This window comes from Kitasatospora sp. NPDC001527 (genome assembly GCF_040298605.1).
Classification (GTDB): domain Bacteria; phylum Actinomycetota; class Actinomycetes; order Streptomycetales; family Streptomycetaceae; genus Kitasatospora.
Genome location: NZ_JBEPAM010000002.1, coordinates 295,856 through 312,910, shown reverse-complemented (window position 1 = coordinate 312,910; position 17,055 = coordinate 295,856). Strand labels below are relative to the sequence as shown.

The 17,055-nt window shown below is 68.7% G+C and carries 15 protein-coding genes, 1 tRNA gene and 1 pseudogene; 6 read left to right on the top strand and 11 right to left on the bottom strand.

Annotation, left to right across the window (positions count from 1 at the left end; all coding sequences use genetic code 11):
- Positions 1–76: 76 nt before the first annotated feature.
- From ABT238_RS03230 to ABT238_RS03220, 3 genes are all read right to left on the bottom strand, one after another.
- Positions 77–874, bottom strand: coding sequence for a nucleotidyltransferase family protein (locus ABT238_RS03230; RefSeq protein WP_350564511.1), 798 nt, complete (start codon positions 872–874; stop codon positions 77–79).
- An 84-nt stretch (positions 875–958) separates the two neighbouring features.
- Positions 959–1,402: a hypothetical protein gene (locus ABT238_RS03225; RefSeq protein ID WP_350755389.1), complete on the bottom strand. Its 444-nt coding sequence runs from the start codon at positions 1,400–1,402 to the stop codon at positions 959–961.
- 183 nt (positions 1,403–1,585) lie between these two features.
- Positions 1,586–2,677 carry an ABC transporter ATP-binding protein gene (locus tag ABT238_RS03220; RefSeq protein WP_350564507.1) on the bottom strand — a complete coding sequence of 364 codons (1,092 nt, stop codon included), beginning with the start codon at positions 2,675–2,677 and terminating at the stop codon, positions 1,586–1,588.
- 287 nt (positions 2,678–2,964) lie between these two features.
- Between ABT238_RS03220 and ABT238_RS03215 the strand changes: the two genes are divergently transcribed.
- Positions 2,965–3,038: transfer RNA gene (locus ABT238_RS03215), tRNA-Thr, on the top strand.
- A gap of 159 nt (positions 3,039–3,197) precedes the next feature.
- Here the strand turns inward: ABT238_RS03215 and ABT238_RS03210 are convergent.
- Both ABT238_RS03210 and ABT238_RS03205 read right to left on the bottom strand, forming a co-directional pair.
- Positions 3,198–4,688, bottom strand: a pseudogene (locus ABT238_RS03210) (site-specific integrase); the annotation flags it as partial.
- Positions 4,685–5,308: a helix-turn-helix domain-containing protein gene (locus ABT238_RS03205; RefSeq protein WP_350755387.1), complete on the bottom strand. Its 624-nt coding sequence runs from the start codon at positions 5,306–5,308 to the stop codon at positions 4,685–4,687. The gene ABT238_RS03205 and the pseudogene ABT238_RS03210, both read right to left, overlap by 4 nt.
- Before the next feature lie 120 nt (positions 5,309–5,428).
- On the opposite strand from ABT238_RS03205, the gene ABT238_RS03200 reads away from it, so the two are divergent.
- Both ABT238_RS03200 and ABT238_RS03195 read left to right on the top strand, forming a co-directional pair.
- Positions 5,429–5,650, top strand: coding sequence for a hypothetical protein (locus ABT238_RS03200; RefSeq protein WP_350755423.1), 222 nt, complete (start codon positions 5,429–5,431; stop codon positions 5,648–5,650).
- Positions 5,651–5,941: 291 nt separating this feature from the next.
- The gene (locus ABT238_RS03195; protein WP_502891389.1) at positions 5,942–7,243 is read left to right on the top strand and encodes a DUF3631 domain-containing protein; all 1,302 of its coding nucleotides are present in this window, start codon (positions 5,942–5,944) and stop codon (positions 7,241–7,243) included.
- A 407-nt stretch (positions 7,244–7,650) separates the two neighbouring features.
- Here the strand turns inward: ABT238_RS03195 and ABT238_RS03190 are convergent, their stop codons facing one another.
- Positions 7,651–7,860 carry a hypothetical protein gene (locus ABT238_RS03190; RefSeq protein ID WP_350755385.1) on the bottom strand — a complete coding sequence of 70 codons (210 nt, stop codon included), beginning with the start codon at positions 7,858–7,860 and terminating at the stop codon, positions 7,651–7,653.
- Between the two features lie 313 nt (positions 7,861–8,173).
- On the opposite strand from ABT238_RS03190, the gene ABT238_RS03185 reads away from it, so the two are divergent.
- A complete protein-coding gene (locus ABT238_RS03185) occupies positions 8,174–10,801 on the top strand; it encodes a tetratricopeptide repeat protein (protein ID WP_350755383.1) in 2,628 nt (875 codons plus the stop codon).
- Between the two features lie 8 nt (positions 10,802–10,809).
- On the opposite strand, the gene ABT238_RS03180 is transcribed toward ABT238_RS03185, so the two are convergent.
- From ABT238_RS03180 to ABT238_RS03160, 5 genes are all read right to left on the bottom strand, one after another.
- The gene (locus ABT238_RS03180) at positions 10,810–11,604 is read right to left on the bottom strand and encodes a hypothetical protein (protein WP_350755381.1); all 795 of its coding nucleotides are present in this window, start codon (positions 11,602–11,604) and stop codon (positions 10,810–10,812) included.
- Between the two features lie 28 nt (positions 11,605–11,632).
- On the bottom strand, positions 11,633–12,529 hold the full coding sequence (locus ABT238_RS03175; RefSeq protein ID WP_350755379.1) for an aldo/keto reductase: 897 nt from the start codon (positions 12,527–12,529) through the stop codon (positions 11,633–11,635).
- A complete protein-coding gene (locus ABT238_RS03170; RefSeq protein ID WP_350755377.1) occupies positions 12,526–13,713 on the bottom strand; it encodes a cupin domain-containing protein in 1,188 nt (395 codons plus the stop codon). Before ABT238_RS03170 ends, ABT238_RS03175 begins: the two co-directional genes overlap by 4 nt.
- A gap of 13 nt (positions 13,714–13,726) precedes the next feature.
- The gene (locus tag ABT238_RS03165) at positions 13,727–13,867 is read right to left on the bottom strand and encodes a hypothetical protein (RefSeq protein ID WP_199807964.1); all 141 of its coding nucleotides are present in this window, start codon (positions 13,865–13,867) and stop codon (positions 13,727–13,729) included.
- Between the two features lie 180 nt (positions 13,868–14,047).
- A complete protein-coding gene (locus ABT238_RS03160) occupies positions 14,048–14,542 on the bottom strand; it encodes an ATP-binding protein (RefSeq protein ID WP_350755374.1) in 495 nt (164 codons plus the stop codon).
- Between the two features lie 203 nt (positions 14,543–14,745).
- Here ABT238_RS03160 and ABT238_RS03155 point away from each other — a divergent pair, with 203 nt between their 5' ends.
- Positions 14,746–16,059, top strand: a complete 1,314-nt coding sequence (locus tag ABT238_RS03155; protein ID WP_350755372.1) for a helix-turn-helix transcriptional regulator — start codon at positions 14,746–14,748, stop codon at positions 16,057–16,059.
- Positions 16,056–16,874 (top strand): class I SAM-dependent methyltransferase, encoded by an 819-nt coding sequence (locus ABT238_RS03150; RefSeq protein ID WP_350755370.1) that lies wholly within the window; start codon positions 16,056–16,058, stop codon positions 16,872–16,874. Before ABT238_RS03155 ends, ABT238_RS03150 begins: the two co-directional genes overlap by 4 nt.
- Positions 16,875–17,055: the final 181 nt, after the last annotated feature.

Sequence of the window (17,055 nt, the reverse complement as noted above, 5' to 3'; positions counted from 1 at the left end):
GCCGGGTGCTCCGTGGGGGAGCACCCGGCCGATCGCGTTGCCGCGGGGCCGGCTCGGGCCGTCGCGGGGGTGCGGGTCAGGACACCGCGGGGGCGCGGCCGGCGCCGGAGGCGAGCTCCTTGGCGGCCTCGGTGAGGTCCTTCGCGGTGTCGATGGCCCGCCAGTAGACGCCCTGCGGCAGCTGGTAGCCGGCCAGCCGCTTGCCGCGGGCCAGCTGCGGGAAGGTGGTCCGCTCGTGGTCGCCGACGTCCGGCAGCAGATCGGCGAACTCCGGGCTGAAGACGTAGAGGCCGGCGTTGATGAGGAACGGCGAGGGCGGGGCCTCGATGAAGTCCAGGACGTTGCCGAACTGGTCGGTCTCCACCGCGCCCCACGGGATCCGCGGCCGGGCCAGCGCGAGGGTGGCGACGGCGTCCCGCTCGTGGTGGAAGGCGGCCATGTCGCGCAGGCTGAACCTGGTCCAGATGTCGCCGTTGGTGGCGTACCAGGGCTCGTCGGGGCGGGGCAGCGCCTTCGCGGCGTACTTGAGCCCGCCGCCGCGGCCGAGCGGCTCGGCCTCGACCACGGTGCGGACCCGCAGCGGCAGGTCGGCCTTGTCGAGCCACTCCTCCAGCACGTCCGCGAGGTGGCCGCAGGAGATGACCACGTCGGTGACGCCCTCGGAGGCGAGCCAGGCCAGCTGGTGGCCGAGGATCGGGGTGCCCGTGCCGGGGATCTCGACCAGCGGCTTGGGGCGGTCGTCCGTGTAGGGGCGCAGCCGGGAGCCCTGGCCGCCGGCCAGGATGACGGCCTGGGTCACCGGCACCGGCACCGGGCCGAGGGCGGGTGCGGGGGTGTGCGGGGGAGTGGCCGTGGGGCCGGAGTCAGCGGTCATGGCTGAACAATAGGCGCACCCGCCCCGGCCGTTCCGCCGCCGGTCACCCGGCCGTCCGGGTGCCGGGTTCCACCCGCGTCGTCGTCAGCTCGCGGCGCCGGCGGCGAACGAGCCGTCGCAGACCGGGCGGGCGAAGGAGCGGGCCCGCTGGACGTCGCCCTGGTACTTGCGCACCGCCGCCTTGCCCAGCTCGGTGGCGAGCGAGGTGCAGTACGGGGTGAGCTCGGGCTGCTCGCGCATCGAGCGCTCCAGCAGGTCCAGCGCGCTGCCCGGGTTGTGGGCGCGCAGCTCGTCCAGGAGCGTGACGCGCAGCGCGTCCTGCGGGGCGAGGCCGTCCGGGGTCCGCCCGGTGCCCGCCGTCCGGCCGATCCCGGCGCCGTCCTCGCTGGAGGCCGCCACCACCTGCTGGTCCAGCGAGGTCGGCGGGGCCCACGGCACCCTGGTCACGGCGAGGGTGCCGGTGGTCACCAGGACGACGGGCAGGGCGAGGGCGATGGTCTGGCCGATGCGGCGAACTAGCTGCTTCACGCACAGGAGCGTAGCGGTGCGTGCGGGCATCCTTGCCCTCCGTTACCCCATCGGGTGACGCACTGTCCCGGTTCGTCCCGGTGTCGTGTTGACGGGCATCACCCGTCGGAGTGGCCGCGGACGGCGGGAGCCCCGCCGGACCGGGTGACGGTCCGACGGGGCTCCGGGGTGGAACGGGCGGCCTCAGCTGGAGAGGCGGGCGCCGGTGCTGGTGGCGAACACGTGGGTCTCGCCGGCGATCGGCACGACGTGGATGGTCTCGCCGCGGGCGGGGATCTGCCGGCCGTGCACGCGGACGACCAGTTCCTTGTCCTCGCCGTTGATCTTGGTGGTGCCGTACACGAAGCCGTCCGAGCCGAGCTCCTCGACCACGTTGACGGTGACGGCCACGCCCTCGATGCCGCCGCCCGAGACGACCTCGAAGTGCTCCGGGCGGATGCCGACGGTCACGGTCTTGTCGGTGCCGGCGCCGGCCAGGTCCTCGCGCGAGATGTTGACGACCGAGCCGCCGAACTTCACGCCGCCGTCGACCAGCGGCACCTCGACCAGGTTCATCGCGGGCGAGCCGATGAAGCCGGCCACGAAGAGGTTGGCGGGCTTGTCGTACATGTTGCGCGGGGTGTCGACCTGCTGCAGGATGCCGGCCTTGAGCACCGCGACCCGGTCGCCCATGGTGAGCGCCTCGGTCTGGTCGTGGGTGACGTAGACGGTGGTGATGCCCAGGCGGCGCTGCAGACCGGCGATCTGGGTGCGGGTCGAGACGCGGAGCTTGGCGTCCAGGTTGGACAGCGGCTCGTCCATCAGGAAGACCTGCGGCTCGCGGACGATCGCGCGGCCCATCGCGACGCGCTGGCGCTGACCGCCGGAGAGCGCCTTCGGCTTGCGGTCCAGGTACTCCGTCAGGTCGAGGATCTTGGCGGCCTCCTCGACCTTGGTGCGGATCTCGCTCTTGTTGACGCCGGCGATCTTGAGCGCGAAGCCCATGTTCTCCGCGACGGTCATGTGCGGGTAGAGCGCGTAGTTCTGGAACACCATCGCGATGTCCCGGTCCTTCGGCGGAAGGTGGGTCACGTCGCGGTCGCCGATCCGGATGGCGCCGCCGTTGACGTCCTCCAGGCCGGCCAGCATGCGGAGGCTGGTCGACTTGCCGCAGCCGGAGGGGCCGACCAGGACGAGGAACTCGCCGTCGGCGATGTCCAGGTCCAGCGCGTCGACCGAGGGCTTGGTCGCCCCGGGGTAGACACGGGTCGCCTTGTCGTACGTCACAGAAGCCATGGCTGTGCTCTCCTTCACCGGCAGGAACGTGCCGGACGATCCGAGTAAAGGTGGGTGGTACCGCTCGGGCCGGTCCCGCCGTCGTGGTCTGGACCACTGCGCGAACCGGCTCCGGGTGACGCTACCTGCGCGTCCGCCGCTTGTCAGCCCCCGGCCGTCCCGATTTAGGCATCGGTTCCATCACGCCCGCCCGGCCCCGCCGGCCCCCGGATATCCCCACACCGCCCGCGCCCCGCCCGGTAGACTGCCCCCGGTGCCGCCGTGACCTCGTCGCGGACGGTCACCATGCCTCCTTAGCTCAGCTGGCCAGAGCACCGCTCTTGTAAAGCGGGGGTCGTCGGTTCGAACCCGACAGGGGGCTCTGTGCGCCACCTCGGATGAGCTGCAGCTTTGGCCTTCTGGGGGCTTGATCACCGGCCTCGGACTTCTCGTCCGAGGCCGTTTGCGTGAGCGATGCGTGAGCGGATGGCCTGGTCCTCTTCGCGTTGGCCATGGACTGGGCATCCTTGCGCGGCCTGTTCGCCCGGGGGACAAGCTTGGCGGCTGCCTCAGCGATTGCCCTGTCGACCTGGGGGAGCAGGGTCGTGTAGGTGTCCGAGGTGATGCCGATCGAGGAGTGGCCGAGCATCTCCTTGATCGAGTGCAGGTCCGCGCCCGCCGCGTGAGCGAGCGTGGCTGCGCCGTGGCGGAGGTCGTGCAGGCGGATCGGCGGGAGGCCGGCCTCCTCGGCGAGTTCGCGGAACCGGTCGGTCACGGCGGTCGGGTGCAGCCACTCGCCGTTCTCCTTGGTGAAGACCCGGCCGGTCTCGACCCAGGCGTCGCCCCACCTCTCGCGGTCCGCTCGCTGCCGCTCGCGATGCGCCTCCAGGACGGACACCGTCTCGGAGTCGAGGGCGATGGTGCGGGCGCCCGCGTCGGTCTTGGGATCGTCCTCGTAGACCGCCCAGCCGTCCACGACGAGCTGCTTGGCCACGGTGAGGAGCTCGGCCTTCAGGTTGGTGTCGGCCCACCGCTGGCCGCACGCCTCGCCCCGCCGAAGCCCTCGGAAGGTGATCAGGTGGAACAGCGCGTAGAGGCGGTCCTCGGCGGCCTGGTCGAGGAACAGCCCCGTCTGCTCCGGGGTCCAGACCATCACTGGGGACGGCCGCTCGCCGGTGAGCTCCCAGTGCTCGATCCGCTCCTCCGTCCACACGAGCGGCTTCGGTCGCTTGGCGGCCTCCAGCTCTACGTGGGACGCCGGGTTGAAGGTGATGATCTGCCGTCGGATCGCGGAGTTAAGACCGGCCCTGAGCGTGGAGCGGATGCGCTGGCAGGTCGATGCGCTGACGGTCCGCCGGAACGGCTCCATGCCGGCGATGGCGGCCTTGAGAGCCTTGCGCTGCGCGCGGAACTCCTGGCCCTTCCAGGGGATCTGGGCGAGTTCGTCGATGGCGGCTCGCCGCTGGGCGTTCGCTTCGGCAATCTCGACGTTCGCTTCCTCGATGGCCGCGAACATCTCCTCCAGGTGCCGGACCCGAAGGCGGTCGAGCCGAATGTGGCCGATCCGCGGCTTGAGGTAGAGCCGGATGCTGCTCTCGTCCCGGCTGATCGCGGTCTGTCGGCCGCGCTTGCCCGCCAGCCACTGGTCGAGCCACTCGCCGACCGTCAGCCGGTTCTGGAGGTCCTGGCCGGAGGCGAGCCGGCGACGGGTCTCCTCGATGTCGGGCAGCGGCGCCTTCTCGTGGGCGACCTTCTCAAGCAGGTCGGCTATCTGCGCGAGGCCCTCGGGATCGTCCGCGTCCGGGATGTGCAGCAGCTCGCGAACCTGGTCGAGATCGGCCTGGGCGGTCTTCCGGGACTCATAGCCGGAGCGGTTGAAGGACCGTCGTGAGCCATCCTCGCGGTTGGGCAGCTCCTGGCGCACCGCGTAGGAACCGTGCTTGCGGCTGCTGAGCTTCGGGCAGGCCTTGCCGAGCGGCTTGCCGGTGTCGGCGTCCCGGCAGTAGCAGCGGTGGTAGGTGGAGCCCTTCACGGGGTTCCCTCCTTCATCTGGTCGTCCTTGTGGTCGGTGTCGAGGAATGCGAGGTGGCTGGGGAACGGAGGGGGAGTCAGCCCCAGCTCGCGCATGCGGTGCCGGATCGGCACGAGCTCCGAGCGAACGGCCTTCAGGAGGCGGCCGAACTTGGCTTCTGCGCCGTGTGGCCAGCCCTCCCTCGCGCCGGAAAACTGGAGCTGCCAGGCGTCGTGGTGCCCGGTCCGGATGCGGTGCTCGACGCCCGCGTACTCGCGAAACACGGCCGCGTCGCCGAAGTCCAGGTCCTCGCCGGTGAACCAGCTGAACGCCGTCCATGGGTCTCGGCTCTCGTGCGGGAGGCAGTCCACATTGGTGCTCCCGCTGAGTGGGAAGACCAGGGCGGCCGGCGGCGTGTCGACTGCCTTGGCGAGTACGAGCAACTCCGGGACGGTGAGGGTCAGCCGGCGCCCGGACTCCCAGTTCGCGATGACGTTGCGCGGGATGGGGTGGCCCAGCACGTCGCAGGCGTCGGCCAGGTCCTGCGCGGTCATGCCCAGCTCCTTCCGGCACCTACGAACCTCGGCGATCACGGTTCTCGTGATCTGCGCAGACCAAGATTCCACTTCATCGTGTGTCATATCGACACTTTATTGCGATGCAAGCTGTTCCTCGATCCCGGACTTGCCGGGCCACCGACCGGGGCTCGCCCCCTGTGAATGGAGACAGCTGTGCGAACTGAGACGGGCAACCAGGAGCTCATGGGCATGAGCCGGGCGGAGCTGCTCGCGTTGCCGGCCGCGATCGACCTGGACACCGCCAACCGCGCCATCGGCCTCGGCCGCAGCAAGGGTTACGAGCTGGCGAGGCGGGATGCCTACCCGTGCCGCGTGCTGCGGTTGGGCAAGAAGTACCGGGTGATCACTGCAGACCTCCTGCGGCTGCTGGGCATCGACGTCGCGCCGGACGGTGTGGCTGCGTGACGACAAGGCCGCAGGTCGGGCCAGGAGCTTGTCTGCCGTGAGAGGACTGCCGACGGAGCAGTGGATCTTCCGTCAGGGCGGTCGTATCGTCGCGTCGCCAGCCGGTCGCAAACCGGCGCAACGCACTCCACCCGCCTGCGAGTTGAGCCAAGTCGGCTCGGCAGGCCGGGAATGCGATGGCCCTCGGTGCTACGAACACCGAGGGCCGGGCGAAGTCCCCAGATCAGCGAATCAGTTCAACCGGTGGCAGCGCGACGGTCGAGGTCGTGCGCACCAGCGAGGAGCTTCACCGTGAACTCTACTTCCCGCCAGTCTGCGTCGGGAGACCCGGCTGAGGGCTGGCCCGCCGTTGCCATCCCCGGTCAACCCGGTCACTTCCGACCGGCGGGCGGTCAGAACGACGTACTGACCGACCGGACTGACCGGGAGCCCGGTGCCCTGACCGACCGGGTCACTACCGAGCCGGTCACTGACCCGGCCAGTCCGGTCAGCCCGCCCACCCCGGGCGCGGAACTGCTGTCCGAACTACGGTCAGCCATCGCCCGGTTCGTCATCCTGCCGTCCGCCCAGGCGCTGGACGCGGTGACCCTGTGGGTGGCCGCTACACACTTGCAACCCGCGTGGCAGCACGCCCCGCGTCTGGCGGTGATCGGCCCGGCCAAACGGTGCGGGAAGTCGCGGCTGCTCGATGTGATCACCGAGACGGTCCACGACCCGCTGATCACGGTCAACGCCACCCCGGCCGCAATCTTCCGGTCGATCACGGACAAGCCGCCGACCTTGCTGGTGGACGAGGCAGACACCCTGTTCGGCAGCATCAAGGCCGCGGAGAAGAACGAGGACCTGCGCGGCCTGCTCAACGCCGGTCACCAGCGCAACCGGCCCACCTTGCGAGTATCCGGGCCAGACCACAAGCCGATGAAGTTCCCCACCTTCGCCATGGCGGCCCTGGCCGGTATCGGAGACCTCCCGGACACGATCATGGACCGCTCGGTGGTCATCCGCATGCGCCGCCGCGCACCGGGGGAGCAGGTCGCCGCGTTCCGTTCCAAGCGCGACACCCCAGCCCTGCACAGCACCCGCAACGGCCTCCGAGCCTGGTTGGCGCCGCTGACCGACACAGCAGCCGACATGGAGCCACTGATGCCGGTCGAGGACCGTGCGGCCGACACCTGGGAGCCCCTGGTGTCGGTCGCCGACCTCGCCGGTGGCGACTGGCCCGCCCGTGCCCGAGCGGCCTGCCGTGCCATGACCGCGCACGAGTCCGGGCAAGACGAGGACGGTGGCCTGAAGACCAGGATCCTGGCCGACATCCGCCGCGTCTTCGCCGCAGGCGGCAACCCGGACGCCTTGTCCACCGAGCATCTCCTGACCGCCCTGAACGCCGACAGCGAGGCGCCCTGGGCCGAGTACGGCATCAACGGCCTGACGGCGCGCGGCCTGCAACTCCTGCTCAAGGACTACGGCATCGGCTCAGCGAACATCCGCTTCGACCGCGACACCCAGCGCAAGGGCTTCACCCGCAACAGCTTCCTCGACCCCTGGAACCGCTACTGCCCGGAACCCGTCGAGCAATCCGCCACCGGCACCTGACCCACCACCACTCGTACCACCCGTCCCCGCCCAGCTCAGGGCGGGGACGGGTCGCTTCTCTGCAACGAGTCCAACCGTCCCCAGGATGGCACCCGTACCGCTCTGACCAGCCGTGCAACGAGTGGGACGACTGCGGCGACGTCCCGCCCTCCAGGAGCGCTGCGGTGACAGGCCGCTAGGAGCGACCGGACCGATGCCGCAGGCGGAGCAAGTTGTGGGGTAAGTCATCCTTACCCCGGCCCGCCCCTCGGGACGGAGCAAGTTGTCGCGTACGACGGTCCTACGGTCCGCCGTACGCACGCGGGCTCCAGGGCGGCGGTGGCCCGTCCCTCGTCGGTGGCTGCACGAGGGCGCGCCGCCACCAGGGAGGAGATCACGAAGTGCGGTTCGGGGGTTGAGCCGGCGGATCACCGCCGCCTGGTCTTCCTCAGCACGCCGGCCAGGGTTTCGAGAGTGCGCCGTGCTGCACTTCGGCGATCGGGGCTCCGGGACCAGATCGTCGGCAGGATCACTCCGAGGTAGATCAGGACGAACACGAGAAGGCACAGGCGCGCCAGTGGATCGAGGGCGGTGGCAGCGAAGACGAGCCCTTTTGCGGTGGTGTAGGCGACTGGCATGAACAGCTCCCTTGTAGTCAGCAGCGCCGACAGTGCCGGGCTTGCTGAGCCCAAGCTCCCTGTCCAGGAGGGTGTCCAACAGCCTTCAGCGTGGAGTTGCTCGATCTGCCGTTGATCACGCTGGTGAGGCGCGTACGCTGCCGAGCGTGTCCAGACGCACGGTTTGGACACCAGGTCCGGGGGAGATGTGGCGGCAGCTGAGCGCAATGGCGCTGAATGTGACTTCCTCGATGCGGTTCGTCGGCTGAGCGATTTTTACAAGACTCACCTCGCTGAGCGTTGGCCACTGCGGTGGTTGGCCAGGGAACTCCGTGTGGCGCCAACCACGGTGTCCAACTGGTTGGAGGGGAAGTCCTTCCCGCAGCAGCGGGATCGCTTCATCAGGTTGATCGACATCTTGCGAGAGGCTGCCGACGATCGAGGTTTGAGTCGATCCGGTGGCGACTCAGGACTGCTGGACCAGGAAGTCTGGAAGAAGCTCTATGACGCGGTCGCTCGAGAACGGGCCGACGTTGTTCGAGAGAGCGTCGGGCGGGCCGCAGCGGTCGCCGGCTTGGAGGTACGGGAATCAAAGGCCAGGTACGAGGCTCTGGTTGACAAGCCGCGCCCGGTGGAGGAGTGGACGCCGAAGCAGCTCGGCGTTCATCCCGCCGTTCCCGGCTTACGGTCGGATCAAGCTGCCGGCAACTTCGTCCTGCCGGCCTACGTCGAGCGCGAGCACGACCAGGTCCTTCGGCAGCGGCTCGCCGTAGTGGCTTCCGGAGCGGAAACGGCACTCGTGGTAGTGAGAGGTGAGTCTTGTACGGGGAAGACTCGCACGGCTTTCGAAGCCGTCAGAGCCTGCCTGCCAACGTGGAATCTCGTCTTCCCCAAGACGCCGGCGAGTCTCCTCGCGATCCTGGAGGCCGGTGTGCTCACCTCGGGCACAGTGCTCTGGCTCAACGAGGCTCAGAATTACCTCACCGGCAACGCCGGGGAGGCTGTTGCTGCAGCTTTGCGTACGCAGCTGGAGCGCCCCGGGCCCGTTGCCATCGTCCTGACGCTGTGGCCCGCGTACCACCGGCAGCTGACAGCTACGCCACCACCAGGTCAGGATGCCTGTCCCCACGCGCGTGCGTTGATTGGCTCTCACCCGCCCATTCACGTCCCGGATACTTTTTCCACCCGGGCCATGCATGACCTGAGTGCTCGCTCTAAGCTGGACGCTTCTCTGGCCGCAGCCGAGATGGCGAGTCCGAGCGGGGCCATCACCCAGACCTTGGCAGCGGGCCCCGAACTGGTCGACTACTACGAGCAGGCAGGAACAGCACCGGCGTGCTTCGGCAAGGCGATCATCACGGCTGCAATGGATGCCCGCCGTCTCGGTGGTGGTCCCCTTGTCTCGGCCCGCTTCCTGGAACAGGCCGCCGTCGGATACCTCACACCGGATCAGCGCAAAGAGGCACGACCTGACTGGTTCGCAGCTGCCCTGGGCTACACCAGGTTCAAAGTCAAGGGAGTGGTAGCGGCTCTTGACAATGCACCGAATCCAAACGGCATGGGTGTGGTGCCGGACATGTTCTGTCTCGCGGACTATCTTGACCGCCACGGGCGCACGGTCCGCTACTACGACTGCCCGCCCGCCTCGTTCTGGAGCGCCGCGCAGCGCCACGCATTCACTGCGACGGAGCTACGGTCTTTCGGTACTGCTGCGCGAGCACGCGGTCGGTACCGGATAGCCGATGGCCTCTACCGGCAAGCTATCGATCGTGGTGACTCTTCCGTCCGAATGGATCTTGCGTGGCTGAGGCAAGAGATTGGGGATCGCGAGGAGGCGGAACGACTGCACCGTCAGACCGTCGGCGCCGGAAACATTGTGACGCTGGCGGACCTCGTGATGCTGCGAGAGGAGGCAGGCGACCGAGATGAAGCCGAGCAGCTGGCACTAAGGGCCGCTGCCATCGGCATGGAGGCCCCCATGCTCGAGCTCATGTGGGAACGCCTGGGGGATCCCGAGGAGGCCGAACGCTTGGCCCTGCAAGCTGCTGACCTTGGGAATCTGTCCCTGCTGGTAGACCTGGCGGGAGTCTGGGACCGGGGAGGGTATCGAGATGGTGCCGAGCGGCTTTACCGGCAGGCCGCCGCCGCAAGGCATCCCCTGGCGCTTGCCGAACTCGCACGGTTCCGGGTAGAGGCCGGGGACCTTGAAGAGGCTGAATGCCTAGCTGTTCAGGCGGCTGAGGCAGGATTCTCCGCTCCCCTACTGGAGTTTGCGCAACTGCTGGAACGGTCCGGAGACAGAGTAAAGGCGGAGCAGTTGGCCAGATACAGCGCCGACAGCGGAGATATGTACGCGCTCGTCGGCCTGGCAAGGATGCTTCGACGACTCGGGCACGAGCAGGAAGCGGAGACGCTAGCCGTGCACATCGCCGATGCGGGCCATGTTTCCGACCTGCTCGACTTCGTATGGCTCGGAGGTGAGTCTTGGGAGATAGTGGAGCAGCTGGCCAAAGAGGCTGCCGACGCTGGTGATTCCAAGGCGCTGACCAGCCTTGTGCGAACATGGGCCCGTACGGGTAACAAGGTGGGCTCGGAGCAATTGGCTAGAGAGGCTGCTGACGCTGGGAATATGGAAGCGCTCATCACACTTGCGCGGGCATGGGAGGGTGAAGGTGATGTGGAGGGCGCCCAGAAGCTGTATCGACAGGCCGCTGACGCTGGTGACTTATTTGCTCTGAAAGATCTCGCGAGGCTCCGAGAGGAGGTTGGAGATGAAGAAGGAGCAGAGCTGATTTATCGGCAAGGAGTCGACGCTGGCGATCGTAAGGCCATCGAAGGCCTCGCAAAGCTGTGGGAGAGAATCGGGGAGCGAGATCGTGCCACGCGACTTCTGCTGTCTGGAATGGAAGCAGATGGCTCGCTATCTGACCCGGCGTGGATTATGGATCACGATGTTGGCTGAGGAAAACGTCACCGCGGCTGTAGTAGGCGGTCAAGTCGGGCCCTGAGTGGCCGCTCCAGTTCTAGGTTGTCACCTCGGGTCGTGCTTTGCAGCAGCTCGGTGATGACTACGAGCTCTGCGAATCGTCCGGACGGGGTGTCGAGTATGTGCCCAAGGCGACGACGGACTTCCGCGCTGGTCTCGGGGACGAGGAGGCTGTAGCTGTGGAGGAGGGCTGCGTCGTAGCCTGCGGGCGCGACACCCCAGCCCTCCCAGTCGAGCACGGTGAACGTAGGGCTCGTGAGGTTGGCCCAGTGCAGGTCGCCGTGGGCCGTCGCCCAGGCGGGAACGGTGGTGTTGACGGGGATGCCCAGGTACTGGGGCATGGCGCGGTCCAGGTATTCCTGCCGAACTGCCACCCGGTCGCTGGGAACGGTGGCAATGGCGTCGAGGGCGGTGCTGAGGGAGTCCCACCAGGCGTCGTCCAGGTCGGGTGCTTCCCGAAGGATCGGTTCGTGGGTGGCGATGGTCGAGGCGGTGATCTTGTCGTAAAGCTCAGCCAGGTAGCCGTGGTCGCCCTCGGTCCAGGTATGCCGCTCCCGCAGGCGCGGCCTGGGTACCGCAAGAGGCATGAGTCGTTCTGCCTCCTGCGGTCCCTCCCAGAGCTTTCCGCCGGCCTTGTCAGCTGAGGCGGACACCAGTCGGAGCCAGCCCTCGCCGGATGCCGTGGCGACCGCGCGACCGAGGGTGCGTCCGCGCCAGCCCCACGCTTCGCGGGTGCCAATCGGCGTCGCGTTGAGCGCCGTTGCTGCTGTGGCGTGCATCCCGCGCATCCGCCTGGCGGTGTCCGGCTCAGGTTCCGAGTACATCAACGACCCTTTGAAGTACGTCCAGAGACAACGGCGGTCGGCCGACGGCTCCCGCGGCCCGTATCCAGTGTTCCGGGTTCCCCGTCGACAGGAGCACGCGCTTCACCCCTGGGGCTGAGGCAACGACGGCGAGGGCGGTCTCGACAGGGGGCCTGCCAGGGGTGATCAGCTCGGACAATTCCGGGGTCACCAGGCCGGGGATCTCACCGCCGTGGAGCGGGGCGGAGGCGAACACCTCCAGCCCCGCAGCCAGGGCATCGGCCAACGGGCCGTGACCACTGAGAGCCTGGGCGACGGGCGCGAGGTGGACGAGGGAGACCGGGAGCTGGATGGCCCACAGGTGATGATTCGGCCCGCCCGCCTTGGTCGCGAGTTCGAGTAGCGCGGGTACGTCGAAGAGACTGCTGCTGAAGCCGCGCCAGGTCGCTACTCCGTAGGCGCTGATGATCTGTTGGCTGCACGCCTCCTCCAGAGCCAGGAAGGCGTTGTAGAGCCTGCCGGTGATCTCGCCGTCCGGGCAGGCATGCTCGGGGTTGTGCACGAACACCAGGTCGGGTACCCGGCCGAGCATGAGCTTGGTGCGCGCGAGCTGCCAGGCGATGTAGTCCGGGGCGAGGCAGTGCCCGCGTTCGGCATCCGCTGCGGACAGGGCACCGGCTCGCACACCGATGTGCCCGGCTCTGGCCGGGACGAAGCCCACCTTCGTGGAGACGCACAGATCCGGGTAGGCAGCCAGAATCACGGCGAGAGACGCCTCCGCCCGGCCGCCTGCGTAGTTGGGCGCTGTGTCCACCCAGTCGGCACCTCGGGAGGCGGCCATCAGCGCGGCCTCGGCCACATCGAGGCAGCGGTAGGTGCCGAGGCCCAGTCGGGCAGTCATCGTGGGCCTCCGATCGCGGCGGCCTGGCCGTCGACCAGCTCCGTCACGACACCGGCCGCCTGGCCGAGATTGATGCCTGCGGCCTGAGCGAGATCGGCCAGCCGGTGAGGTTCCCCGTCGGCGAGGAGCGCGAGCATCGGCTCGGCCTTGGCGGCAAACGTCCACTCCTCGCCGCCGGCGGTCAGCCGGACGGTGTCGTCGGACACAGCCGTGAGCGCGGGCCGCGTGGTGACCAGGCGCACCTCCAGGTCGGCATCCGGCGGGGCTGCCGTGAGGTGGGGCAGCGACGGCGCGAGCCGGGCTCGCTCGGTGGCGTCGCGAGCGGAGGAGAAGCGGGCGAGCAGGTCGTCGCTCTCCAACTCGGTCGCTATGAGCTTGCCGATCGTGTCGAGGAACGCGCGCTGCTCTTCGGCTGCTCCGAAGCGCGGGACGTCCGCCCGGACGGCCTCGTGGGCGCGCAACATCTCCGACAGCCAGGTGATCAGATCGGCGCCGGTTGTGCTCTGCAGTCCGCACGTGACGTGCAGCGAGTGCCGGCCCTCGGAGGCGGCGACGGCGTGCCACCAGCCCCGAGGCAGATAGAGCACGTCGCCGGCGGTGAGAACCAGATCGGCGACGGGCTCTTCGGGCGGCGGCTCGGGTGTCTCGACGTCGCGGTGCATTGGCACCGTGCGCGTGGGGCCGTAGATGCGCCAGCGCTTGGCGCCGTCGAGCTGGACGACGACCACGTCGTGATCGTCCCAGTGGACGCCGAAGCCTTCGACGCCGGTCCAGGAGGCGTACAGGTTGACCTGCACGCCGGTGCGCAGCCAGCGCTCCAGCTGGCCGGCCAGGGACCCGATGCCGGGGTGGAGTTCGTCGACGGCATCCAGGACCAGCGTGGCACCCTCGGCGAGACGCTGGTGCAACTCGGAGGGCTGGAGCTGGTGCCAGACGGTGCTCCGCCGGGTGGTGATCGGCCGGGAGTAGGTGTGTGCGGGCACCTGCTCCCCGTTGGCGGCGAGGCGGAAGCGAGGGGGTTCGAACCGGTGATGGGTAAGGATGGCGTTGAGGTCATCCCAGCTCATCAGCCCGGCGAGCGACGCGGCTTCGCCGCGTGCGACCTTGAAGCTGCGGCCGAGCGTCTGGGTGAGGAAGTCATCCCCGCCCAGACGCTCAACCACCGAGAGGTGCTCGGCGGTCATCGTGATGCAGCCGTCAGTCGTTGGTGTCGGTTCGGCCGGTGGAGCCGCCGTCCGACGGCTGCTCGCCGCGCGAGCGAGCCGCGGCGACCTTCGTACGGGCGACAAGCAGGCCGTCGCCCTCCAGCTCAGTGCCGGTCGTCAGGTTCTCGGGCATGAAGCACTCCTTCGGTTTCATGGGGCGGGCCGACTGCCCAGCCCTGTCGTGGGTGCAGCGATGGATCCGTTGCCAGGGCAAGCCGTTGGCAAGGAACCTCAGGTGTTCTTGCCGCGTAGCTGTTGATCAGCGCGGCCACCCGCATCCCCCAAGCCCGCGTCGGGGCGGGAGGAAGTCTTGTCAGGCACTGGTCGGGACGACGTCCCGTGCCTTCGGGGCCGCGGCCCTCACCAGCGCGGTGAGTCGCTCGTCGCCCGAGACGGCGGCGGTGGTGCCGACCTCGAACCAGATCCGCTTGCCGGCGGGGTCCGGCTCGGCACCCCAGTTCGTCGCGAGCGCTGCCACCAGGAACAGCCCTCGCCCGTCGGTGGCGTCGAGATCGATCCCGCCGACAGCCGGAAGCCCGTGGCCGACGTCCGTCACCTCAACGCGCAGCCGTTCACCGTCCCAGGACACGCACACGACGCACGAGGCATGGGTGTGGGACACGGCGTTGGTGATCAGCTCGCTGGACAGCAACTCGACATCGCGGAGCGCGTCCTCCGCCAGCGGCAGGCCCCAACCGCGCACGGTCCGTATCACCCGCCGCCGGGCGTCCGGCACGGCCTCGGCACTGGGCAGCACGCGAAAGCCGAACGGGGCGGGGGCAGTGGCGTACCGGGTGGAGACGGACATGAGCGCGGACCTTTCACCGGGACGAGGTCGGCAGCGGGCCGATTCGCGCCGGGATTCACCCGGCAGGTACCTACAGAACCGCCTCCAACGCCGGCGAACCAGAGCAGAATTGAAGCGGCGATGAGGCATCCGTGCTGCGAACCCGGGCATGACCTGGCCGGTCATGGCTGCAGACGAACTGACGTACCTCTGGAGGACGCGGGATGGCATCCAGGAGGTCCCGGCTGATCCAGCGCAGGGAGGCGGTTGGCCACACCCAGGAGTCCCTGGCCGAAGCCCTCGACGTGGACCGTACGACCGTGGGGCGATGGGAGAGCGGCAGAGGAGCCCCGCAGCCCTGGATGCGACCGAAGCTCGCCCGCGTCCTGGAACTCTCGGTCGACCAGTTGGCCGACTTGCTGGCAGCACCCCCTGCAGCCGCCGAAGCAGTTCCACAGTCCAGCAGCGGCGGCGAGGCTTCGCCTCCTGTGCCTGCCCAGCGCATGGACCACGACAACGATCTCGTAGTGGCCGTGGCAGCCGACTCGGCAGAGTCCGCGCTCTTCCTCCGCTTCGCGAGCGCGTCCAACGTGGACGACACGCTGCTTGAACAGATCGACGCGGACATCGCGAGGCTGGCAGGGGACTACGTGAGCAAGCCGGTATCCGAGCTCTTCCACGACATCGGAACCCTCCGACGAGGGGTGTTCGACTTACTCCGAGGCCGCCAACACCCCCACCAGACAAGCCATCTCTACCTGCAGGCCGGGCGCCTCTGCGGCCTGGCCACCCACGTCGCCCTCGACCTCGGCCAGTACACAGCTGCGGCTACGCATTCGCGAACGGCCTGGCGCTGCGCGGAGTCAGCCGGCCACAACGGTCTCCGGGCCTGGATCCGATCCGTCCAGTCCCTGATCGCCTACTGGCAGCAGGACCACCGCCAGGCCGCCGAGCTGGCCAGAGCCGGACTGCCGTACGCGGACAGCGGGACGATCGCCGCCCGTCTGCTCAGCCTCGAAGCACGGGCCACCGCCGCGCTCGGCGACAGCGCGAGCGCGCTACGAGCCGTGGAGGCAGCTGAGGCGGCGCGAGGCACTGTGGCCGCCATGGATCTCCCCGGCGTGTTCACGTTCCCCGAGGCCAAGCAGTGGACCTATGCCGGCACCGCTCTCCTTGCCCTGGGCGGCCAGGCTCACGTGAACCGCGCCATCGAGGCGTCCTCCTGGGCCATCGCCCTGTACGAGTCCGCACCGCAGCAGGAACAGTCCTCCGGCGACCTGCTGGCCGCCCGCCTCGACCTCGCTAACGCCCACCTCGCCCACGGCGACCTCGACGGCGTGCAGGAGAAACTCTCGGCAGTGCTGGACGCCGCACCGGACCGGCGAACAGCGAGCATCTCCAGCCGCCTTCGGGCGCTGAGCACCCGTCTTGCCGAGCCCGCCTATGCAGGCTCCCCGATCGTCCTGGGTCTCCGTGAGAATGTCAGAGAAGCCTGCTCTCGACCCGCACTCACGAACCCTCCGGAGCTGCCACAGTGACGAGCAACACCGTACAGCAGGACGCCGCAGTCGCCGACAAGTCCATCCTCGCGAACAGCGCCTACGCCGACGGGCGCCACCTGGCCGCCCGCCAGTCGATCTACCAGTGGCAGCAGCCCCAATACGACTTGCCCGGGATCGTCGTCGAAGAACTGGCCGGCACAAGCGGGATCGTCCTCGATGTCGGGTGCGGCAACGGCAAGTTCGTCAGCCGCCTGCACAAGGACCGGCCGGACCTTCAGGTCGTCGGGATGGACATCTCAGCGGGCATCCTCGCTGAGGTTGAGAAGCCGGTCCTGGTGGCCGACGCCCAGGCCCTGCCCTTTGCCGACGGCAGCGCCGACGCCGTCCTGGCCCTGCACATGCTGTACCACGTCGGCGACATCGAGGCCACGATCAAGGAGCTGGCCCGTGCCCTCCGGCCTGGCGGCGTGCTCATCGCGTCGACCAACAGCGACACCGACAAGCAGGAACTGGACCGGCTCTGGGCCCGGGCCGCAGGCGACGTCCTCGGCATTCCCGAGGGGCCGGCACGGGTCTCCCTCAGCTCCCGCTTCTCCTTTGAGAAGGCCCCCGGCTACCTCGGCACGGCGTTCAAGGACATCCGGGTCCGGAACCTGCCCGGCACCATCGAACTCACCGACCCCGCACCGATCGTCGCCCACCTCGCCTCCTACGAAGCGTGGGCCGACCAATGCGGCGTCCCCTTCCAGGAAACAGTCAGACGGGTAGCCGAAATCGTTGCTGAGGCTATCAAATCCGAGGGTTCGTTCAAGATTTCTTGCTTTGGCGGCATACTGGCGTGTCGGTTGTAGGCCTGTAATCGCCAACCCTTTTTTGTCCGAAAGGACAGGTGCCGACCAGGTAGTCGGCATCTGCCTTTGCTGGTTGGACCGTCCCAGGCAGCGGACTGGGGTGCAACAGTGAGCGGATATCCCCGCTGGAACGTGCTCCTACGTCGTACGAGGCGCCAACACTGCCTACGACTGTACCGCG

What these genes read in the sequence shown, in the direction of transcription:
- ABT238_RS03160 (WP_350755374.1), bottom strand. Translation starts at nt 14,542, where the DNA reads ATGTCCGTCTCCACCCGGTACGCCACTGCCCCCGCCCCGTTCGGCTTT.
- ABT238_RS03220 (WP_350564507.1), bottom strand. Translation starts at nt 2,677, where the DNA reads ATGGCTTCTGTGACGTACGACAAGGCGACCCGTGTCTACCCCGGGGCG.
- ABT238_RS03190 (WP_350755385.1), bottom strand. Translation starts at nt 7,860, where the DNA reads ATGCCAGTCGCCTACACCACCGCAAAAGGGCTCGTCTTCGCTGCCACC.
- ABT238_RS03180 (WP_350755381.1), bottom strand. Translation starts at nt 11,604, where the DNA reads ATGCACGCCACAGCAGCAACGGCGCTCAACGCGACGCCGATTGGCACC.
- ABT238_RS03165 (WP_199807964.1), bottom strand. Translation starts at nt 13,867, where the DNA reads ATGCCCGAGAACCTGACGACCGGCACTGAGCTGGAGGGCGACGGCCTG.
- ABT238_RS03175 (WP_350755379.1), bottom strand. Translation starts at nt 12,529, where the DNA reads ATGACTGCCCGACTGGGCCTCGGCACCTACCGCTGCCTCGATGTGGCC.
- ABT238_RS03155 (WP_350755372.1), top strand. Translation starts at nt 14,746, where the DNA reads ATGGCATCCAGGAGGTCCCGGCTGATCCAGCGCAGGGAGGCGGTTGGC.
- ABT238_RS03230 (WP_350564511.1), bottom strand. Translation starts at nt 874, where the DNA reads ATGACCGCTGACTCCGGCCCCACGGCCACTCCCCCGCACACCCCCGCA.
- ABT238_RS03170 (WP_350755377.1), bottom strand. Translation starts at nt 13,713, where the DNA reads ATGACCGCCGAGCACCTCTCGGTGGTTGAGCGTCTGGGCGGGGATGAC.
- ABT238_RS03200 (WP_350755423.1), top strand. Translation starts at nt 5,429, where the DNA reads ATGGGCATGAGCCGGGCGGAGCTGCTCGCGTTGCCGGCCGCGATCGAC.
- ABT238_RS03205 (WP_350755387.1), bottom strand. Translation starts at nt 5,308, where the DNA reads ATGACACACGATGAAGTGGAATCTTGGTCTGCGCAGATCACGAGAACC.